This window comes from Gemmatimonadota bacterium (genome assembly GCA_026387915.1).
Lineage (GTDB): Bacteria > Gemmatimonadota > Gemmatimonadetes > Gemmatimonadales > Gemmatimonadaceae > Fen-1231.
On record JAPLKS010000006.1, the window covers coordinates 1 to 19233 of the forward strand.

The 19233-nt window shown below is 62.8% G+C and carries 12 protein-coding genes; 7 read left to right on the forward strand and 5 right to left on the reverse strand.

Going from position 1 to position 19233, the window contains the following annotated elements:
* Positions 1-458 precede the first annotated feature (458 nt).
* A complete protein-coding gene (locus tag NTZ43_02260) occupies positions 459-941 on the forward strand; it encodes a hypothetical protein (GenBank protein ID MCX5766034.1) in 483 nt (160 codons plus the stop codon).
* 147 nt (positions 942-1088) lie between these two features.
* Here NTZ43_02260 and NTZ43_02265 read toward each other — a convergent pair whose 3' ends face one another.
* The 5 genes from NTZ43_02265 to NTZ43_02285 form a co-directional block, all read right to left on the reverse strand.
* Positions 1089-2858 (reverse strand): hypothetical protein, encoded by a 1770-nt coding sequence (locus NTZ43_02265; GenBank protein MCX5766035.1) that lies wholly within the window; start codon positions 2856-2858, stop codon positions 1089-1091.
* 40 nt (positions 2859-2898) lie between these two features.
* Positions 2899-4656 (reverse strand): hypothetical protein, encoded by a 1758-nt coding sequence (locus NTZ43_02270; GenBank protein MCX5766036.1) that lies wholly within the window; start codon positions 4654-4656, stop codon positions 2899-2901.
* 95 nt (positions 4657-4751) lie between these two features.
* The gene (locus tag NTZ43_02275; GenBank protein MCX5766037.1) at positions 4752-6098 is read right to left on the reverse strand and encodes an amino acid permease; all 1347 of its coding nucleotides are present in this window, start codon (positions 6096-6098) and stop codon (positions 4752-4754) included.
* Positions 6095-7036: a FecR domain-containing protein gene (locus NTZ43_02280; GenBank protein ID MCX5766038.1), complete on the reverse strand. Its 942-nt coding sequence runs from the start codon at positions 7034-7036 to the stop codon at positions 6095-6097. The genes NTZ43_02275 and NTZ43_02280 overlap by 4 nt, the downstream gene beginning before the upstream one ends.
* A 126-nt stretch (positions 7037-7162) precedes the next feature.
* A complete protein-coding gene (locus tag NTZ43_02285; GenBank protein MCX5766039.1) occupies positions 7163-7729 on the reverse strand; it encodes an RNA polymerase sigma-70 factor in 567 nt (188 codons plus the stop codon).
* 164 nt (positions 7730-7893) lie between these two features.
* On the opposite strand from NTZ43_02285, the gene NTZ43_02290 reads away from it, so the two are divergent.
* The 6 genes from NTZ43_02290 (at position 7894) to NTZ43_02315 (ending at position 19203) form a co-directional block, all read left to right on the forward strand.
* Positions 7894-8397: a RidA family protein gene (locus NTZ43_02290; protein MCX5766040.1), complete on the forward strand. Its 504-nt coding sequence runs from the start codon at positions 7894-7896 to the stop codon at positions 8395-8397.
* 147 nt (positions 8398-8544) lie between these two features.
* Positions 8545-11631, forward strand: a complete 3087-nt coding sequence (locus NTZ43_02295; protein MCX5766041.1) for a SusC/RagA family TonB-linked outer membrane protein — start codon at positions 8545-8547, stop codon at positions 11629-11631.
* A gap of 19 nt (positions 11632-11650) precedes the next feature.
* The gene (locus NTZ43_02300) at positions 11651-13045 is read left to right on the forward strand and encodes a hypothetical protein (GenBank protein ID MCX5766042.1); all 1395 of its coding nucleotides are present in this window, start codon (positions 11651-11653) and stop codon (positions 13043-13045) included.
* A 22-nt stretch (positions 13046-13067) separates the two neighbouring features.
* Positions 13068-14417: an amino acid permease gene (locus tag NTZ43_02305; GenBank protein ID MCX5766043.1), complete on the forward strand. Its 1350-nt coding sequence runs from the start codon at positions 13068-13070 to the stop codon at positions 14415-14417.
* Positions 14414-17635: a hypothetical protein gene (locus tag NTZ43_02310; protein MCX5766044.1), complete on the forward strand. Its 3222-nt coding sequence runs from the start codon at positions 14414-14416 to the stop codon at positions 17633-17635. Before NTZ43_02305 ends, NTZ43_02310 begins: the two co-directional genes overlap by 4 nt.
* 47 nt (positions 17636-17682) lie before the next feature.
* A complete protein-coding gene (locus tag NTZ43_02315) occupies positions 17683-19203 on the forward strand; it encodes a peptidase S10 (GenBank protein MCX5766045.1) in 1521 nt (506 codons plus the stop codon).
* The last annotated feature ends 30 nt before the right edge of the window (positions 19204-19233 follow it).

Sequence of the window (19233 nt, forward strand, 5' to 3'; positions counted from 1 at the left end):
GCGGGCCGACATCTTCGACTACATCGAGCGCTTCTACAATCCCACCCGGAGGCACTCGACCCTCGGCAACAAGAGCCCGATCAACTTCGAGCGGGCGGCAGTAGCTTAACTCCCTGTCTACCGAACCCAGTGCATCTCAGCGGAGGCAGCCGGCACCGCACGTCGTCGAGGCTAGGCCGAGGGCGATGAGGTGCACTTTGCGAAGATACGGGACTTGGGCCAAGGCGCCAGTGATCGATCCGAATCCGGACAGGCGGGAGGACGCGGCACCACCGCCGTCCATTCGTCACGTGCCTGGGAACGCTGTAGCTACGTCGAGCGCGCCGGTCGCAGCGCATCACGAGCTTGCGGATTCGGCAAGAACACTCCACTCTAGCTGTCCCAGAGCGATGGCGGTGCCTGAATAGTCCTCGCCAAAACTCTCATGCCCCCCGGCTGAAGTGGGGAAGGATGGCAGGATGCGGATGCAGACGCGAGTGCTATTGCTCGGCACGATGATCGCGACGCTCGGTGCGGCGAGCGTCGCGCGGGCGCAGGCGAGCGACCCCGTGATTGGAACGTGGGTGCTGAACGTCGCGAAGTCGACCTACAGTCTCGGCACGGCACCGAAGAGTTCTACGCGGAGCTACACTGCCGTCGAGAACGGCTACACGTTTACCTCGAAGGGCGTGGACGCTACGGGGAAGGCCGTGTCCACCACCTTCACCGTCCACTTCGACGGTAAGTATGCGCCGATGACCGGTGGTGCCGATTCGGATGCCATCATGGTGAAACGCATCGATGCGAACACCACCGAGTCCACACAGAAGCGGGGCGACAAGGTGGTCATTCACACGCGCCGAGTGGTCTCGAAAGACGGCAAGACGCTGACTGGGACCAGCTCGGGGACGAACGCGGCCGGCAAGGAGTACAAGAATGTGGAGGTGTTCGACAAGAAGTAGCGGTTTCGATGGCGTCGATGATCGGGCGACGTGCGGCCGAAGTGCGCGCGGTCCGAGGTTCACGCTTCGATCATCCGCTGATACGAACACAACGCCCCACCGGCAGATGCCGGTGGGGCGTTGTTGTTTTTCCTGTTCTCCGATGCGCTATTTACACCCGCGTATTCGAAACGCCCCAATCCGACTCGAATAGCTCGTTGCATCCTTCTTGAAATAGTCCCCCACATACCAAATCGTGCAGTCATCGCTCGGATCCACGCCGGTCTGCGTGTAGTCCTCCCAGCGGAGCGTAGTGGTCTGCGGCGCCGCACCTTCCGCGAGACGCACTTCGCGCAGCGAGAGCGTTCCCGTTTTATCGCCCGCGAGTCGCCCCGCCGCGCGCTGGCCGGCGTAGATGCCGAGCCCGCCGTGCGAGTAGCCGATGAGCATATTGCCAAGTTTGTCCATCGCGGCGCTGCCCATCCAGCGATACGAGCTGTCCGGAGCGAAGGTGCCCTGCTGATGCAGCGTGACCGCGCGACTTTTGCCGGCGACCCGGAACTCGTACCATCGCACGCCGCCGGCACCGGCGGTGGTGTTCACCGAGTGTGTGGCGACAATCGACTCGTGCCCATTCACGTTGCGGTATGCGAGGCGCGCCATGAGTTTGTCGCCCTGCGAATCGAGTCGACGATCGGTGCCTTGCTGCGGCACGCAGTTGCTGAGCTGGCCATCGCAGAGGTAGTGATACGGCGCCACCGGGATCGCGGATGGGCCAGTCGCTTTCGTTTTGGATGGATCAGTCCAGTCCACGTGGAACTGCCACACGTTAATGATCTGGTCCTCGAAGTTCTTGTCGAGTTGCCGGCCACCGGCGGCCATCATGATGTTCGGTGCTCCAGCGGGGGGGAGTCTCGTACCGTCTACATCCGCGTTATTGAGAAAATTCACATTTTCAATGATGAGGCACTGCTCCGTGGCCGGCTCGCCTTTGAGCATCCGCGCGCGATCGGCGACGCAGGCATGCTTCTGCGTTGCCACTGACTCTGAGATGCGATCATCGCTCGTGCTGGTGGGCACGTAGTAGCCGTCGGGCCACACGGCGGGGCGCGGGTAGTCGGGGAAGAGCGGGCGCAGAAATTCGTAGCGGAAGTATGCACCCATCGGATCGGCCGTTTCGCTGACCGCGTAGCACATCGAGTATTGGCCCTGCGGCTGACCCGGCGCCGGAGCGGCGGGCGCAGCAGCCCCGGCGCGTCCACGCCCGGGCTGCGCGGCCGGCGCGTTGGGATCCACCGGTGGCGGGGGAGGCGGCACAAAGAGTGCGGCCGCGCCGCCCGGTTGCCCCGCAACGCCTGGCACACTTAGCTGCGCGGGGTCACCGACTTTTGATGCCTCGATCTGATCAGGGCGCACGGCGCCGCGCTGAAAGATTGGCAGCACGAACAACCAACGCTTGGCCAGTTGATCGTAGCGCACCACGGCGTCGCCGCTGAGTCGCGACTCGCAGGGGCCGGTGAAGTTTTTGAAGATGGTGTTCGTCGCTACGGGGCCGTATAGCACCACGCCGGTGGAATCGTAGCGTTTACCTTTCTTGGTGAAGATCGCCATGCGCGAATTCACAATCTGAACAATGTGATCGGGACCCACGGCCACGCTGTTGTCCGACGGATTGCGGAGCGTGGTGGTGCCTTGCGGTCCGGTGAAGCCAACGCCGAGTCCGTCGAAACTGACGACGATGCGGATGCCGTCTTTGCTCCCGTGCTTCTTCTGCTCAGCGGCGCCTGATCCTTTGGGCGTCGTGATGACGGGGATCACGATTGGCGCCTGCTGCTGTGGAGTGGGCACGGGCATGGCGATCGCGCTATTCCATGTGGTCGCGGCGGAGATAACGGTCGCCACAAGCGATCCGGCGAGCGTGCGGGGCAATCGCGGCATTCGGGTTCCTCTCTGAGGCTGTGACTGCAAAATACCGACGCTAACTACCGCGGCACACTCGCTCATCGACACCGGGCACGCGAGACCAAAGGTATACATCCACCAGCGCCGGTGAGCGCAAGAACTGTATGTTGAGCGGCATACCATTGCGCGTAATGTCCAGCGCGAGCTTCCTCGCCTCTGGACTCGTAAGCACTTCAACGGCAAGCGGAGTGAGTACCACATCCCCGTTACGCAGCCCCGCGATCGACGCGGCCGAACCGGGCACGAGACTCACGACGGTGCGCGCCTCCGGCACTCGGCGATCAAACGCGAAGTCAGGGCGAACATGCTTTTCGATTCGCCGTTCGAAACACGGCCCAAAAGCATCCGGTGCAAGCACGACGGTCTTGGTGCCTCGCACAATAATCGAGTCAAAGTCTGCCGCGGCGGAGGTGCCGAGCTCGCGCCTTAACGTTTCAATCCAGGTCTGTACAGTGACGTTTTCACCGCCGCTCCGGCGCCGGTTGAGGTCGAACATTTCCTGCGCGAGTGTCCGGCGCCCGCCCGTCGCTTTGCGGAGTTTGTCGTCGAGATCAAAGAAGTACAGCGCGCCGCGATTGTACGGGAGCACTTCGCCATTCTTGTCAGCCCAGAATGCGGCAGCGGCGGCTTCCCCCGACGCGTTGCGGTACGGGTTGGCGTAGTAGTCGCGGGAAATGCGATTGACGTCGCGCACGAACTCTTCAACAGGTTGCAGCCCGGTCCGAAGCTGCACGTACGCTGTGTAAAATGTGGTGAGCCCTTCCGTAGACCACTGGCCGCCGCCGGGGCCGCCAGCCCATCCGTGAATCATTTCGTGCGCAAGAACTCCACGAAGACTTGGCGCCGCTCCTGCGGGCCGCACGGGAGGATGCAACGGCACTTGAATCATGAACGAGCGATAGCCGGCGTTGCCACCTGACGTTGTTGTTTCAGGCAACACGCGCAGGAAGAGACGGTACGGGCGAACGGCCGTGTCGCCGAAAAAACGGCTCAGGGCATCATACGCACGAGATGACCACTGCATGTCGTCCTGCATCTGCAGACTCGGCGACTCGCCTGCCCAGTACGCGCTAAACGCTCCGGTATTGCCACCCACGGGATAGCGGCCGAGCTGCCCAGCCATAAAGAAGGTGGCATTGAGCAGGCTGAGTGGGCCTTCCGTATCAGCGTCACCGTCAGCGAGGCTAGACGCACCGATCGCTCCCGCGCCGAGCAGGGTGAGGTCCCAGTGGAGCACGATGTGGTAGGTGCGGTTGTCGTCGGGCAACGCGAGAAAGCCGGGGCCTCGGCCACTCACGCCGCCTGCGAATGTGCGAAGATCCATTGGCGGCCCAGCGCGAAATCTCCGTGGCGCGACCACCGCGCGGTAGCGCACTTCCACCGGGAGGGCGAGCGCGCGACCCACGCGCCAATGGCGCATGAATCCCGTGGCCGTGGAGTCGGGCGAGTCGTCGACGACGGTGAGCGGAACGTTCCCCGCGCGGTCCGTGACACGGAACTGTTCCATGCGGTCGGCGATGCCCGGCAGGTTATTAAGCACCACCGCCGCGCGAAATTCGCGGATGGATGTGCCCGTATCCGTAATGACGTAGCGTACGTTGATGGCCGCCACATTTCCTACGGGGTCTCGTTCCGGCTGCAGCGTAATCTGGATTTGCGACGAGGCCGGCTTCGGTGGCTTCTGCGAATCGCTTTGTCGTGGCGCGGCCAACGCGCGTCTGCTGGCGAGTGCCAGTGAAATGGCAACGATCGCACGGCGAGTGAGGGAGCGCATGGGAGTGGCCGAAAGAATGGGACGGCGTACGGCGGCGCGATGCATCGGTGCACCACCCCGAGCAGACGGATCGCGGCAGATTGGCCGCGGCGAACTTATCGCAGCGTGTCTCGCATACGGAGCGCGCGCATGCTCCGGCTCGCGCGATCGCCGAGCATCACCCAGTAGACGCATCCGGCGGCAATCCAGACCGCGAGCACCGCGTAGAGCCGACGGTCGGCACCCGCACCGGCGGCAATAATCAGCACGCCGAACACAATGCCGGCGGCAGACCAGAGTTTTACGGCTCTCCGGCTCAACCGGAAGTGTGCCGCCGCGTGCAGCGCAGGATGCTGGTCCACCAGACGCCACGCCGACCAGCAGGTGCTGATGTACTTCAGCAATGTGGGAATCGTGACGGCGAGAAAAAGGAACACGAGACTCGTCGGCAGTAACAGGCCAATCACGGCAAGCACGAATACCGCGGTGATCGCCACATGCGGCGTCGACCAACGCGGATGAATCTTCGCGAGCGCGGCGGGGAATACGCCATCGCGTCCCATTGCAAACAAAAAGCGTGCGAAGGTGATGTAGATGGCGTTGATGGATGTGCCGATGGACGCGACGGCTGCGACGAGAATTAGCGGCGTGTTCCAGCGACCGAGAAACACCGCGCCCGCGTCGAAGAGCGGGGCGTCGCTGGTTCCAAGTGCGGTGGCGCCGAGCGCTCCGAGCGCTACGCCTGATACGCTGAGGTACACTACGATGGTCACGATGAGCGCGACGCCGAGTCCGCGTGCGATCACGGCCGTGCTGTCGATGATTTCCTCGCCGACCTCCGTCGCACTCTCGAGGCCCATGTACAGGGCCATCAGAATGGGCAATACGGCGAACAGCCCGCCGGTACCGGTGCCGAGCACCGGCTGGAGATTCGCGGTATGCACGGAGGTCGCGCCGACGACTACAAACGTCGCGAACGCAATCAACTTGAACGCCACGAGAATCCGCTCCACGCTAGCGGCGAAGCGAACGCCGAGGAGATTCGCCAGATAAAACAGGAACAGTAGCGCGATCATAGTCGGCACACGTGGCAGTGCGACAACGCGTGACGCGTAGTTCACGAGCACGAGTGTCAGTAGTGTCATGGCGCCGACGTTCGCCAGAATTCGCAGCCACGCGATCATGAAACCGACAAACGGATGCACGAACCGCGTTGGCCAGTCGAATGAGGCGCCGGATCGTGGTACCGCGGAGCCCATGAATCCGTAGACTACGGCGAACACAATCATGGGGACGGCGGCGATAGCAAAGGCGAGCAGCATTCCCGAACCGGCGACCGTTGCGGCTGGTGCCATCACAGAGAAAATGGACACGCCCACCGCTGAGCCAACGCCTATCGATACGACATCGACGAGGGTGAGCGCACGCTTTAATTGGGGTGTTCCGGTGCTGCTATCCGTCACCGGCTGGGTCGGAAGAAGGCGTTGCCCGAGCGTACGGTGTCACCGTGCCGCGGGGTAGTGGCTTCGAGGAAGTCCATGCGCCAGTCCAACGCCTGCGCGGTATCGACCCCAACGCGCACGCTCGTGGCACCAGTCGCGTTGAGGGTGGCTTCCATTCCTTTCTCGAGCATGTCGCCGGGCATCGCAACTTCGAGTTCGGAACGCACGGTCGCCTTTCCCTCGGTCACGAGCACATGCACCGCGGTATCAGCCGAGTAACCCCGCACGACGAACTTGGTGCCGAAGTCGCGGACCATCACGTTCTTGACGTGCACAATGAATGGGAGCGTGTTCCGGTGTTCCACTTCAAAATATCCACGGCCGTCCAGCGTGACCTCACGCGTGGTGCGGTCGAATCCGACCGGCACGACGAGCCGGCTCTCCGGTGCGAGCGTGACTCGGGTTCCGTCGGTCAGACGGATGTCCGTGCGCGCCTCTGCGGTCGACACAAAGATTTGCGGTTGCGGGCCTGATCCTGTGCCCGGCATCCCAAGCTCAAGTCGCGCCCACCACGCCGAACCAGCGAGGAGAACAACGGTAGCCGCGCGTACGCTCACGTCACGCCAACGACGCGCCGGTGCTTGGCGGTGCGCACCGAGAAGACCGTTGCGCTCCGCATGAATGGTCAACGCGGACGGGAGTAGATCAGGCGCGGTCGACGCGTTCACCTCAGCGCGGAACCGGTCCCACGCGGCATCGACGTGCTGCGGTGTGACTCGTACGGCCGCCGCTTCGCGGATGGTGCGCAGGTCGTTCAGGACGTCGAGCCGAGCTGGGTCGCCCGCGAGCCACTCGTGCACGGCATCAACCGCCGTCGAATCGCCGTCAAGATAGCGATCCAGCAGCAGCCAGATGTGTTCGTCGTGAGGAAAGCCTTCCTCAGGTGTATCGATCAGCACTGCGAGGTCTCCGAGGTCCTGTGACTCAAAGTGAGGACAGGGCGGGGTACGATTCTCCCCCAAGGGGAGCCGCCGCGGAGGGAGACCGGAGCGAGCCGGCGTGCGTGTTCGAGCGAGGTCACGGGACTACCCCAACAGCAGGCGCATACGCTGCCGAAGGAACTTCAAGCCGCGCGCGAGTTGTGTCTCAACAGTCTTGGGCGCGATCTGCAGGCGCTGTGCGATTTCGGCGTAGCTGAACCCGTCGACGAGTCGCATTTCGCAGATGACCCGGCGTTTTTTCGGCATCTCCGCGAGCGACGTGGCCAGGGCACGATCGATATCCGAGACCTCGAGATCGTCGTAGTTCGGTTCTTCTAATGGTACGGACGCGAACTCGATCGCCGCTCGTTCCATGAACCGTGTGGTCGTCCGGTCGTGCTCAATCCTATTGAGGCTCACGTTGCGCACCGCGTAGAGCAGGTACGCACGTACGGAACTCTGAGGGCTCCAGGTGGCGTGGTTTCGCCACACGCGCATGAAGACTTCCTGCGCGGCTTCTTCGGCGGCCTCTCGGGTACGCAGGAGCCGAAAAGCGTACTGGTAGAGCGCTTCCCAATGCGTGCGAAAGACCAACTCAAAGGCCGCCGCATCGCCCGCGCGCACACGCTCCGCTACCGCAACATCCGTCTCAGGTTGAGTCGGGATGGCCAATGGACGCGTGAGAGGGATCACGCGCGGATAATGCCGTTTTGGTAAGGCGCTGTCAATCGGTGCGTCGCTCTGATTTGGGGGCGAAACGCCAGCTGTGCGGTTTCCCGTTGGTGATGGCGCGTGCGGCGCCGCCAACAATAACACCTCGAAACAGGGTGATCCCCATGCCTCGCGACCTCGTTCCTGCTACGCCCGCGCATTCGCCTGAGGCGTTTCTCCTTGCGGCTGGCATCACGCTGCCGAACGCCTCTCCGCCAGCCGCCAACTATGTACCGGCGGTGCGAACGGGGAACCTGATCTACCTCGCGGGACAGGGACCGATAGCGAATGGAAAGCCTGTGATGACGGGCAAGGTGGGCGGGAGCCTCTCCGAGGACGAGGGCTATCAGGCCGCTCGGCTCGCCGGATTGAACGCGCTTGCGGTGCTACGCGCGGAACTCGGATCGCTCGACCGCGTGCGCCGGATCGTGAAGCTGATGGCGTGGGTGAATAGCGCTCCCGGCTTCACGAGGCAACCGGCGGTGGTGAATGGCGTTTCCGACCTCATGGTTGAGGTGTTTGGAGACGCGGGGCGTCACGCCCGGAGTGCCGTTGGGGCGAATGAGTTGCCGTTCGACATCCCCGTTGAAGTCGAAATGATTGTCGAAGTGGACTCAGTTCCGGCATAGATGAGCGGCGCTGCGCTCTCCGATTTGGGGGTATCCAGCCGGTCGCCTTGTCTGTGCCTGTATTACGAGCGTCGCAGGTGGGAATCGCTGCACAGTGAACTCGAGATTGGTCTCAATCACGGATGCACCATCGTCAGGAGACGTTAAATGGGATACGGCATTAATCGACGCGCACGCGGATTCGCAGTCGCTCTCGCAGTGCTGGCGGGAGTCTCTGCCGCAGGCGCGCAAACGAACCGGCCCGCCGGAGGAGTGAGCGGGAAGGTCACGGACAAGGGATCGGGTGCGCCGATTGTCGGCGTGGCGGTTCAGGTTGAGGGCTCCAGCGCCGGAGTCGTGACGGGTTCGGACGGTTCCTACCGTATTGCGTCGGTGGCGTCGGGAGCACAGACCATCACGACACGACGCATCGGCTACGTGTCCGCGAAGAAGACAGTGACGGTGGCCGATAACCAAACCGTCACCGCCGACTTTGCCCTTGAGGCAGCGGCAACGTCGCTCCAAGCTGTCGTCATGACAGCGACGGGCGCGCAACGCCGCATCGAACTCGGCAACGCGGTCTCGACCATTGAAGCGTCCGCGCGCATCGCCGAAACGCCGGTCAAGAACATCGGCGACCTGCTGTCGGCGCAGATGCCTGGCGTGCAGGTCTCGACCGCGGGGCTCACGGGCGGCACGAGCCGCATCCGTATTCGCGGCCAGAGTTCTTTGGCGCTGGCGAACGATCCGATCTACATCATTGATGGGGTGCGTATGACGAGCACCTCGAGCGGCAACGGCACGGGCGGCGGTACGGTGCCGAGTCGCGCCAACGACATCAATCCCGAAGAAATCGAGAGTATTGAAGTCGTGAAGGGTCCCTCCGCCGCCACCCTCTATGGCACGGATGCCGCGAACGGCGTGATCGTGATCACCACCAAGCGTGGCCGCGCCGGGAAGCCGGTCTTTGCATTCCACACGGAGCAAGGGCGTCTCGACGACCGCAACAACTATCCGGCGACGTATTCGCTCCTCGGGCATTCGCCCGGCGCCACGGCGCAGAAGCGTTGCTTCACGTACGACATCGCCGAAGGGTCGTGCTTGCTGGACAGCGCGACCGTGCTCAACCTGTGGAAGAACCCCGCGACGACCACCATCAAGTACGGCTCACGTCGTCTGGTTGGCGGGCAGGTTTCCGGCGGCAGCGAACAGGTGCGCTACTTCATCAGTGCCGATATGAACGAAGAGACCGGTCCGGTGGGTCTCCCCGCAGTGGACAAGCAGCGGTTTGACTCGCTCGGCGTACAGATCCGGCCGAATATGCTCCGGCCGAATAATCTGCAGCAGCTGTCGTTGCGCTCAAATGTCGATGTTGCGATCACGCCGCACCTCGATGTGTCGGTGTCGGCTGGGCTCACCTCGCTCGACCAGCGTTTTCCGCAGAGTGAAAACGGCAATGTGGCGAGTTATGTGCAGCAGATGACGTTCGGCCCTGGCTACCGCACCGGCCCTGGGTACAGCGGCGTTGGCGCGGCCGGCGAGCCGCTCTTTGGCTACGCGGCCATGACGCCGGGCGAAGTCTTTCAGTTTGTGTCGTCGCAGAACGTGGTGCGTTTCGTCGGAAGCTCCACCGTCAACTGGCGGCCAATGAACTGGCTGCAGGTGCGCGGCGACGTGGGCTACGATATGGCGAATCAGGACGACTATACGCTCCAACGCTTCGGCGAAGGCCCGACGGGCGGCACGAACCTGCTCGGCTCCTCCGGCGACACCCGCACGACGCACGTGAACTTCACGTCGAACCTCGGCGCCACCGGGACATGGCAACTGCGCCCGTGGGCGCAGCTCCGGTCGACGGTCGGAACGCAGTACGTCGTCAACTCGCGCAACATCACGTCGGCGCGCGGCACGCAGTTGGTGCCCGGCGGCGAACTGCCGAGTCAGGGCACGATCTTCTCGGTCACAGCGAGCAGCGTGCCGTCGAAGACGCTCGGTATGTTCATCGAAGAGCAGTTGGCGTTGCGCGACCGTCTGTATTTCACGGTTGCGGTGCGATCGGACAAAAACAGCGCGTTCGGTGTCAACTACGCTGGCGTCTATTATCCCAAGGCGTCGGTGTCGTGGATATTGTCGGACGAATCGTTCTTCCCGCACATGAAGTACCTAGAGCAGCTCCGGGTGCGTACGTCGTTCGGTGCGTCGGGCGTGCAGCCTGGCGCGACGGCGGCGTTGCGGACGTACACGAGCGCCACGGTGAACTTCGGTAATGCGGCGGTGGCAGGTTTGGCGGTTTCCAATCCAGGCAATCCGAACCTCCGGCCGGAGCGCACGAGCGAAGTTGAGGCTGGTATCGATGCCAAGCTGTTCGGTGGCCGTGCCAACATCGAACTCACGTACTACAAGAAGAACACGAACGACGCCCTCATCAATCAGCCAGTGGCGCCGTCTGCAGGCGTGAGCGGTTATCTGGCCAATCTCGGCGGCGTGCAAAACTCCGGTGTGGAGTACAGCCTGCACGCGCAGCTGATTGATCGGCGCGACCTCGGCTGGGATGTGACGTATGCCGGTTCGTACAACGCCAACAAGGTTGTTTCGCTCGGTGGCATTATTGCCGCTCCGTTTGCGAGTGCGAGCGTCGGCTATCCGGTGGGCTCGGCGTACGGGCGCATCCTGACGTACGCAGATGCTAACAATGACGGGCTGCTCTCGCGCGGTGAGGTGACCATCTCGACCGCAGCGAATCAGGTATTCCTTGGCCCCTTCAATCCGCCCACGCAGGTGTCCGTGTCGACGGGGGTGGAACTGTTCAGTCACCGTCTGCGTCTCTCGGCGCTCGCCGATCGTCGCGCGGGTGGCCGTATTGCGAACCTTGAGTTGATGCTTCCCTGTCTTGTGGCCATTGGGTGCGGCGACTTGCAGCGGATGAACGCGCCGTTGGCCGTTCAGGCTCGTGGCATTGCGGTGAAGCAAGGGGTCACGTCGGTCTACAATCAGGATATGAGCTTCACGCGTCTGCGCGAGATCACGGCCAGCTATACGCTGGACGAGACGCTCGTGCGTCAGCTCATGCGTGGTTCGTCGGCGCGGATCAGTCTGTCGGTCCGCAATGTCGCGCTCTGGAAGACGTCGTATGACGGGACGGATCCGGAAAGTTCGTACGGCAGCTCGGCCGACCTTGGCTCAGCCGCCGCACAGAACGTGGCCGCGACCTCTCCGCCGATGTACCTCATGCTGCGCCTCAACATCACTTACTGACGACTGGGGATTCCTAACGATGACGCCCATTTACGTGCGTATCCGCTCTGTCGTCACCGCGGCGGCCGTCTTGCTCGGCTCGACCGCGTGCGACAAGTTGCAACACGACCTGCTGACGGCGAACATCGTCGGCACGGTCACGCCGGCGAGTATCAATAACGCCGCCGCCGCCGACGCGCTGCGCGTTGGTGCGCTCGGTGCCTTCAATAACATCACGGGCGCTGGACAAGTCTGGACATTCAGCGATCTCGCCACCGATGTGTGGAAGACCGCTGATGCCCGCCAGCAGAGCGGGGAGTTCGATATTGGATTGGTGTTCAATACTGACGTCGACCTCCAGGCCAACTACGCCAGTCTGTATGTGGCGATTGCACGGTCCAACGAAGCCATCACCGCGCTTCGGACCTATATGCCGAACCCCGCGTGGGGCATCGGCCAGATGTATCTCGTCAAGGGTTTTGCTGAGATGCAGCTCGCCGAGTACTTCTGCAACGGCACGCCGCTCACCACTATTCAGAACGGGGCCATCGTCTACGGCACGCCGCTCTCGAACCAGCAGGTGTTCACGATTGCGGCGGCGCATGTCGATTCGGCGATGGCGTTGTTCACGGCCACGGACGCCACGACCGCAGCGCTCCTGAGTGCTGCCAAAATCACGAAGGGGCGCATTCTGGTGGATATGGGTCGCTTTAGTAATGCCGCAACGGCGGTGGCAGGCGTTGCCACTTCGTTTGCATATCAAAACACGTTCGCGCTCGCGACCGGCGACAACGGTGTGTGGAACATCAATAACAATCTCAAGCGGTTTACGGTCGGCGACAGCATGGACGCGTCTGGCGTTATTGGTAACGCGCTTCCGTTTGCGTCGTCGGGCGATCCGCGGGTGAAGGTCACCGGCACGACGCTGGGCACCTCGCCGCTTGGACGCGGGAATGACGGATCCACCAACCTGGTCGGGCAATCGATCTGGGGTCGGTCGGACGCGATCAACATTGTCTCTGGCTTGGATGCGCGTTTGATCGAAGCCGAGGCGGCGCTGAACGCGAGCGATCTCGCCGGAATGACGGCCATTCTCAATACGTTGCGATTGACGCCACCGGCGTTGTCGCCCACGTACACGCCTGCGGCGATGGCGCCGCTCGCCGTGCCGGCCTCGGCGGCGCTCGCCGCCACGCTATTCTTCCGCGAAAAAGCGTTCTGGACGTTTGGTCGCGGCACGCGGCTCGGCGACCTGCGCCGTTTGATGCGCCAGTATGGGCGTACCCACGATGCGGTGTTTCCGACCGGTGTCTACTTCAAGACGTCGGCGCAGTACGTGAGCGAGGCCAATCTGCAGATCAGCAGCCTCGAGGCGACGAACCCCAATGTGGTGCTCGGTGCCAACTCGTCGTACTGCACGGACCGACTCCCATGACCCTCGACACGCGGACCGCCGCATGAGCTCCAAAGCTACCGCAGTTCCTGCGTCGACATTGACGCAGGGGCTGACGATGGTCGATGTCATCTCCTTTGGCGTCGGGTCCGCCGTTGGTGTTTCGATATTCTCGATTATGGCACCGGCCGCGCAGTTGGCCGGGAGCGGTATGTTGTTGGCCTTGGCCGTGGCCGCGGTGCCGATGGTGATTTTTGCTGTTGTCTACGCCTTTATGGGATCGACGGTTCCTCGCTCGGGCGCATCGTTTGATTGGCCCGCGCAGTTTATCCATCCGTTTGTAGGATTTATGGTGGCGTGGTTGCGCGTCATCGGGAACACGGGCGCGCTGACGGTGCTCACACTCGTGCTCGTGAGTTACGTCGGACGCGTGTATCCGCTTCCGCAGAAGCCGGCGATGTTCGCGTTGCTCGTGGTCTTCACGCTCGCGAATCTCGTTGGCGTGAAGGTCGCCGCCGGTGTGGAGCGGGTGCTCGTGGTGGTCAAACTCACGGCGTTCGCGATCTTTGCTTTTGTGGGAATGTCCTCTGTGAGTTCTGTGAACTTTCACCCGGTCGTTGGTCATGGGCTGGGTGGCGTGTTCATGTCACTCCCGCTGCTTGTGTCGCTCTACATGGGCATCGAGGGCGCGACAGAGGTTGGTGAAGAAATCAAGAACGGTCCCGCCGTCATCGCACGGGGACTCGCAGTGGCCGTCGGCATCACGATTGTCGTCTACCTGTTGGTCTCGAGTGTGGCCCTCGGTGTGCTCGGCGCTCCGGCGCTCGGCGCGAGCGATGCTCCGCTGTTCGACGCGGGCAAGCATTTCCTCGGTGCGTGGAATACACCGCTGATGCTCATCGCGGCCGTCGCGTCCATCAGCACTTCCATCAACGCCGTGTTCTTGACTTTTACCCGGTTTCTCTTTGCGATGGGGCGTGACGGGGTGCTCCCAGGCGCCTTTGCTCGCGTGCATCCGAAGTGGGGCACGCCGCACGTTGCCGTGTTCGCCGTTTTCGCACTCGGCGTGGCTGGGCTGGCGCTGCCGTCGGGACTCGTGTTCCTTTTCTTAGCCATCAGTATTCCTACCACGCTGAAGTACGTCAGCAACTGCTGGTCTGCGTGGCGGTTAGTGAATCATCATCCTGCGCTGCACGCCCGTGCGAAATTCGCACTGAGTGCGCGCGCCGTAAAATTGTGGTCTGGTGCAGGGATCGTCTGCGGCCTTGGAATTATCGTGGCGGGAATCGAAGCCGACTGGCGCCCGTACGGGATTCTGGGCGCTTGGTTCGCAATCGGCTGTGTGTATTGGCTTGTCAGGGGGCAGCGTATGAGTCGTAGCATGCAGGCACTTTCGGCCACGCCCGCGCCGTGAACTATCGGCGGGGGCAGTGCCTAGCGGTGGTCATCGCGGTGGCCTGCGCTAGCGCCACGGCGCCCGCGCAAGTCGCCGACTCGCTCGTGATCGCCGCCGCTCGCTGGCGCACGATCGGTCCGGCCCTGAGTAGCGGGCGGCTGGCCGACGTGGTGGGCATTCCAGGGCCTTCCAAAACGTTTTTCATTGCCGCGGCAGCAGGCGGCGTGTGGAAATCGGGCAACAATGGGATCACTTGGCGCCCTGTCTTCGACGACAAACGCATCGCATCCATGGGCGCGCTCGCCATCGCACCATCCGACACGCAGACCGTGTGGGCTGGGTCGGGTGAACCGAACGTGCGCTATCCATCAGAGCCGGGCGGTGGCGTCTTCAAGTCATCAGACGGTGGCGCGACCTGGCGCCTGATGGGCCTGAATAAATCGGAACGAATTGGGCGCATCGTGGTGCATCCGCGAGATCCCAACATTGTGTATGTGGCGGCACTCGGCGCCCTGTATGGCCGCAATGCGGAACGCGGACTCTACAAGACCACCGACGGCGGAAAAACGTGGGTCCTCAGCAAGTTCATTGACGACCGCACGGGCTTTGTCGATGTCGTCATGGATCCCCGCAATCCAGAGGTGCTGTACGCGGCGAGCTGGCAGGTACGCCGTACGGCCTACTCCCTGGAGAGTGGTGGCCCAGGGTCGGGTCTCTGGAAAACCGTCGATGGTGGCCGCACGTGGACGGAGATCGTCGGCTCCGGATTCCCCACTGGGGTAAAGGGGCGCATCGGACTCGCACTGGCGCCGAGCAACCCCGACGTCGTGTACGCGCTCACAGAGGCGGGCCGGCCGACCACAGACAAGTCGTACGTGCCTGAGTATCACGCGCCGAACAGCGGCTTGTATCGTTCGGCCGACGCGGGGCGGACCTGGACCAAGACGAGCGACTACAACGATCGGCCATTTTACTACTCGCAGGTCCGCGTCGATCCGCGCGACAGTGACCGCATCTATTTTTCGTCGAGTCCGCTGCAGCTCTCAACCGATGGCGGTAGAACCTCCCGGTTGGCCTCGGAAGGCGTGCATTCCGATACGCACGGCATCTGGATTGACCCCAGTGACCCCGAGCGATGGGCGATCGCTGGGGACGGTGGCTTCTCCATCACGTTCGATAAAGGGGGGACGTTCCTCTCCCCAATGAATCTGCCGCTGAGCCAGTTCTATCATGTTGGGCTCGACAATGCGATTCCGTACAACGTGTGTGCGGGCGGTCAGGACAATGGCGTGCACTGTGGGCCGAGTCGCCGAAAGGGCGGCACAACCACGAACGCGGACTGGTCGTTGGTGCAAGGCGGGGACATGGCCTACGCCATTCCAGATCCGTTCAATCCATCGCTCTGGTTCACGGAGTCGAGCAGCGCGTTGATCACGCGCCTGAATCTGAACACGAGCGAAGGGATGACGGTGCGTCGCCCGCACTGGGAAGCCCGCTATCAAACGTGGGAGGATTCCATTGCTACGGTGCGTGGTAATCCGTTGACTCCTGCCGCGCCAACGGTGGTTGCCGCGATCGCCGCGCTACGCGCCAAGCAGCATCAGGATTCGCTTGACCTCGACATCCGCTTTGGCTGGGATGCGGGACTCGTGGTATCGGCGCACAAGCAGGGAGTCGTCTACTGGGGCGGAAGTCGGGTGCTCAAGTCGACGCAGGGCGGAGAGCATATGACGCCCATCTCGCCAGACCTCACCAAGAAACTCTACGCCAAAATTGACACGTCGCAGCATCTCACCGGCGGCGTGAACCTCGAGACGACGTACACGGAGTCGTTTGGATACACGGTCGCGCTCGCGGAGTCACCAATTAAAGCCGGCCTGCTGTACGCGGGGACAGATGACGGCAACGTCTGGGTGACGCACGATGACGGCGCGAAGTGGGAAGATCTCTCCGATCGTTTTCCGGGCCTGCCGGCTACGGAGCCGTATGTGGCAAGCATCGAGCCTTCGCATGCCGACACGCTGACGTTCTATGTCGTGTTCGACAACCATCGCGTCAACGATGGAAAACCATACCTGTATGCCACGCACGATGGTGGCCGCACCTTCCGTCGCATCTCCAGCGGACTGCCCGCTGACGGGCCCGCCGACTATTTGCATGTGGTGCGTGAGGATCCGCACAACGCGAGTCTGCTCTTCGTCGGTTCGTCGATCGGCGTCTTTGTGTCGGTCGACGGCGGAGCAACGTGGGGACGTTTCATGACTGGGCTCCCGTCCGTCCCAGTGTTTGATTTGCAGATCCACGCACGCGACCACGAACTGGTGGCGGCGACCCACGGGCGTAGCATCTGGGTGGTAGATATTGCGCCGCTCGAAGATCGCGATGCCCGTGCGCGCACCGCGCAGTCGTATCTCTTTTCCCCACGCTCGGCGCTGCAGTGGTCGGAGCCCGCCACGCGCGGCAACGCAGAGGGGAACGCGACGTTCGAGACCATCAGTCCGCCATACGGCGCGCGCATCACCTATCGTCTCGCGGCAGCCGTCCCAAGCGGAGTCGTCTCCATTAGTGTGGCAAACGCCGCCGGCGACGTGCTGACGACGCTTCGCGGCCCAGGCGACGGAGCAGGCGTCCGTTCTGTAGTGTGGGACTATCTGATTCCCGCACCCGCGTCGGCTCCCGCTCCGCTGTCAGCCTCGATGCGCCGCGATAGTGTCTTGCGTGCCGTTCGAGTGCCGGTCGTTCTCGACTCCCTCCGGAAGGCAGGGTATGATCCGGTCTCACTCACGCGAGCCAGTGAACTGATCGCGAGCGCGCGGTTCAGCGGCACCTCTGCCGGTGGTCGAGGAGCGCGCGGCGGACGTGGGGCGAGTGTCGGCGGCGCCTCAACCGGATGCGAGCGGCCGTCGACGCCGCAAGAACTGTTCTGCCCACGCCCGGCGGAAGGTGGTCCACAAGGACCGAGAGGCATCCAGGGCCCCTTCACAAGCCCGTTGGTCGTCAACGGAGCAGATCCCAAGCGGGTGCTCCGTGTGTTTGATATCGTGGGATTCTCCTACTTCAATACTCCCAGCGGACGATCGTGGCTCGGCTCCGGAAATGAGGGCGCGCCGAGTCCTTCGTTAGCCCCTCCGGGGGAGTACACGCTCACGCTTATCGCGGGTAGTGACACCACGAGGCAGCGTTTGCGGGTGGAGCGTGCATCGAGTGCGTCCGGCGGGATCCCACGAAGACACTAATATTGTGTTGCAGGTTGAGCACGGCGAACGCCCTTCCGAGAATTACTATGTCCGTCCGTTCATCTAACGGTTCGCTGTGCGGTCGCCGCACCATGTGCTCCGCCATCGTCTCGGTGCTCTTGGTCACCGCAGCGGCCAACCGAAGCCTGTACGCGCAGGGCACTCCAGTCGTCGCGGCGCCCGTGCACGCCCCAGTCGTTACGCATCGGGAGGGCGTGTTCAACGGAAAGAAGGTGGCGTACACTGCGACAGTGCAGGAGACGGTCGTTCCCAACGCCGCTGGCGCTCCAGGCGCGCGCATCGTGAGCACCGCCTACACGGCAGACGGCAGCAGCGCGCCCGCGCGCCCGGTGCTCTTTGTGTGCAACGGCGGTCCGATTGGTCCGTCGAATCCATTGCATATGCTCGCGATGGGGCCACGCCGACTTGCGATCCCATCTGATCTGACGGCAGCTGCGGCGTCATTTACGCTGGTCGATAACGGATATGCGGTGCTCGATGTCGCCGATATTGTGTTCTTCGATCCGGCCAGCACAGGGTGGAGCCGCGTGATGGACGGCGTGAAGCCAGAGTCGTACTACACAACGGATGACGACGCCCAGCAGTTTGCGGCGTTCATCGATCGTTGGCTCCGCGAACATCACCGCATGGCGTCGCCGAAGTATGTCCTCGGCGAGAGCTACGCTACCATTCGCGTTCCGGAAACGGCGCGGCAGTTGCTGCACCTTCCAGCGCCGATCATCCTCGACGGCGTGTTTCTCATGGGACAAGCCGCGAATCAGCTCGAGATCAACACGCGTCCCTACAACATCCTCGCCCCAGTTGTCGGCCTGCCCTCCGTGGCTGCCACCGCGTGGTACCACAATAAAGTGGATCGCAAAGGGCGCACGGTGTATCAGGTGATGGCCGAGGCCGCGCAGTTTGCGAACGGCGAGTATCTGACCGCGCTCTTTAAGGGCAATGCGGCCCTATCCGAGCGGGAGCGGTCGCGGATCGCGGAACGGCTCGAATCATTCACCGCGATTCCTGCCTCGTACTTCCTGGCGAACAATCTGCGCATCACGCGGCCAACGTTTCAAAATGAGTTGCTCAAGCAACAAGGGCTCAAACTCGGCTCCGATGACGCGCGATACGTGGGACCGGTGAAGGGGCCGGAGCCGGATGCGGTGCTCGCATCGGCAGCCTACGCAGCAATGTTGCGCTATTTTCGGGACGAGCTGAAAGTTGACCGCCCCGATGAGTATCGGCGTCGTCAGTTTCCGGCCGAAGTGTCCGATCGCAATGGGTGGGCGTATGCACCCGCGGGATCGCCCTTCTCGGATTTTCCGTACACCGCCTCGATTACCGAAGTCATGAACGCGAATCCAAACTTCCGCGTGGTGGTGGGTTCCGGGATCTACGATATGAAGACGACCACCGGCGCCGCCGAATACCTGATCGCGCAATCCGGGTGGCCCGCGACTCGCGTTCGCATCTCGTACTATGAGGGCGGTCATATGGCCTACACCAACGAAAGCGCCCTCAAAGTTTTCGCGGCCGACGTGCGAGCATTGGTGACGGGAAAATAAGGTGCCAGCGAGAATCTCCACGGCGTTGGC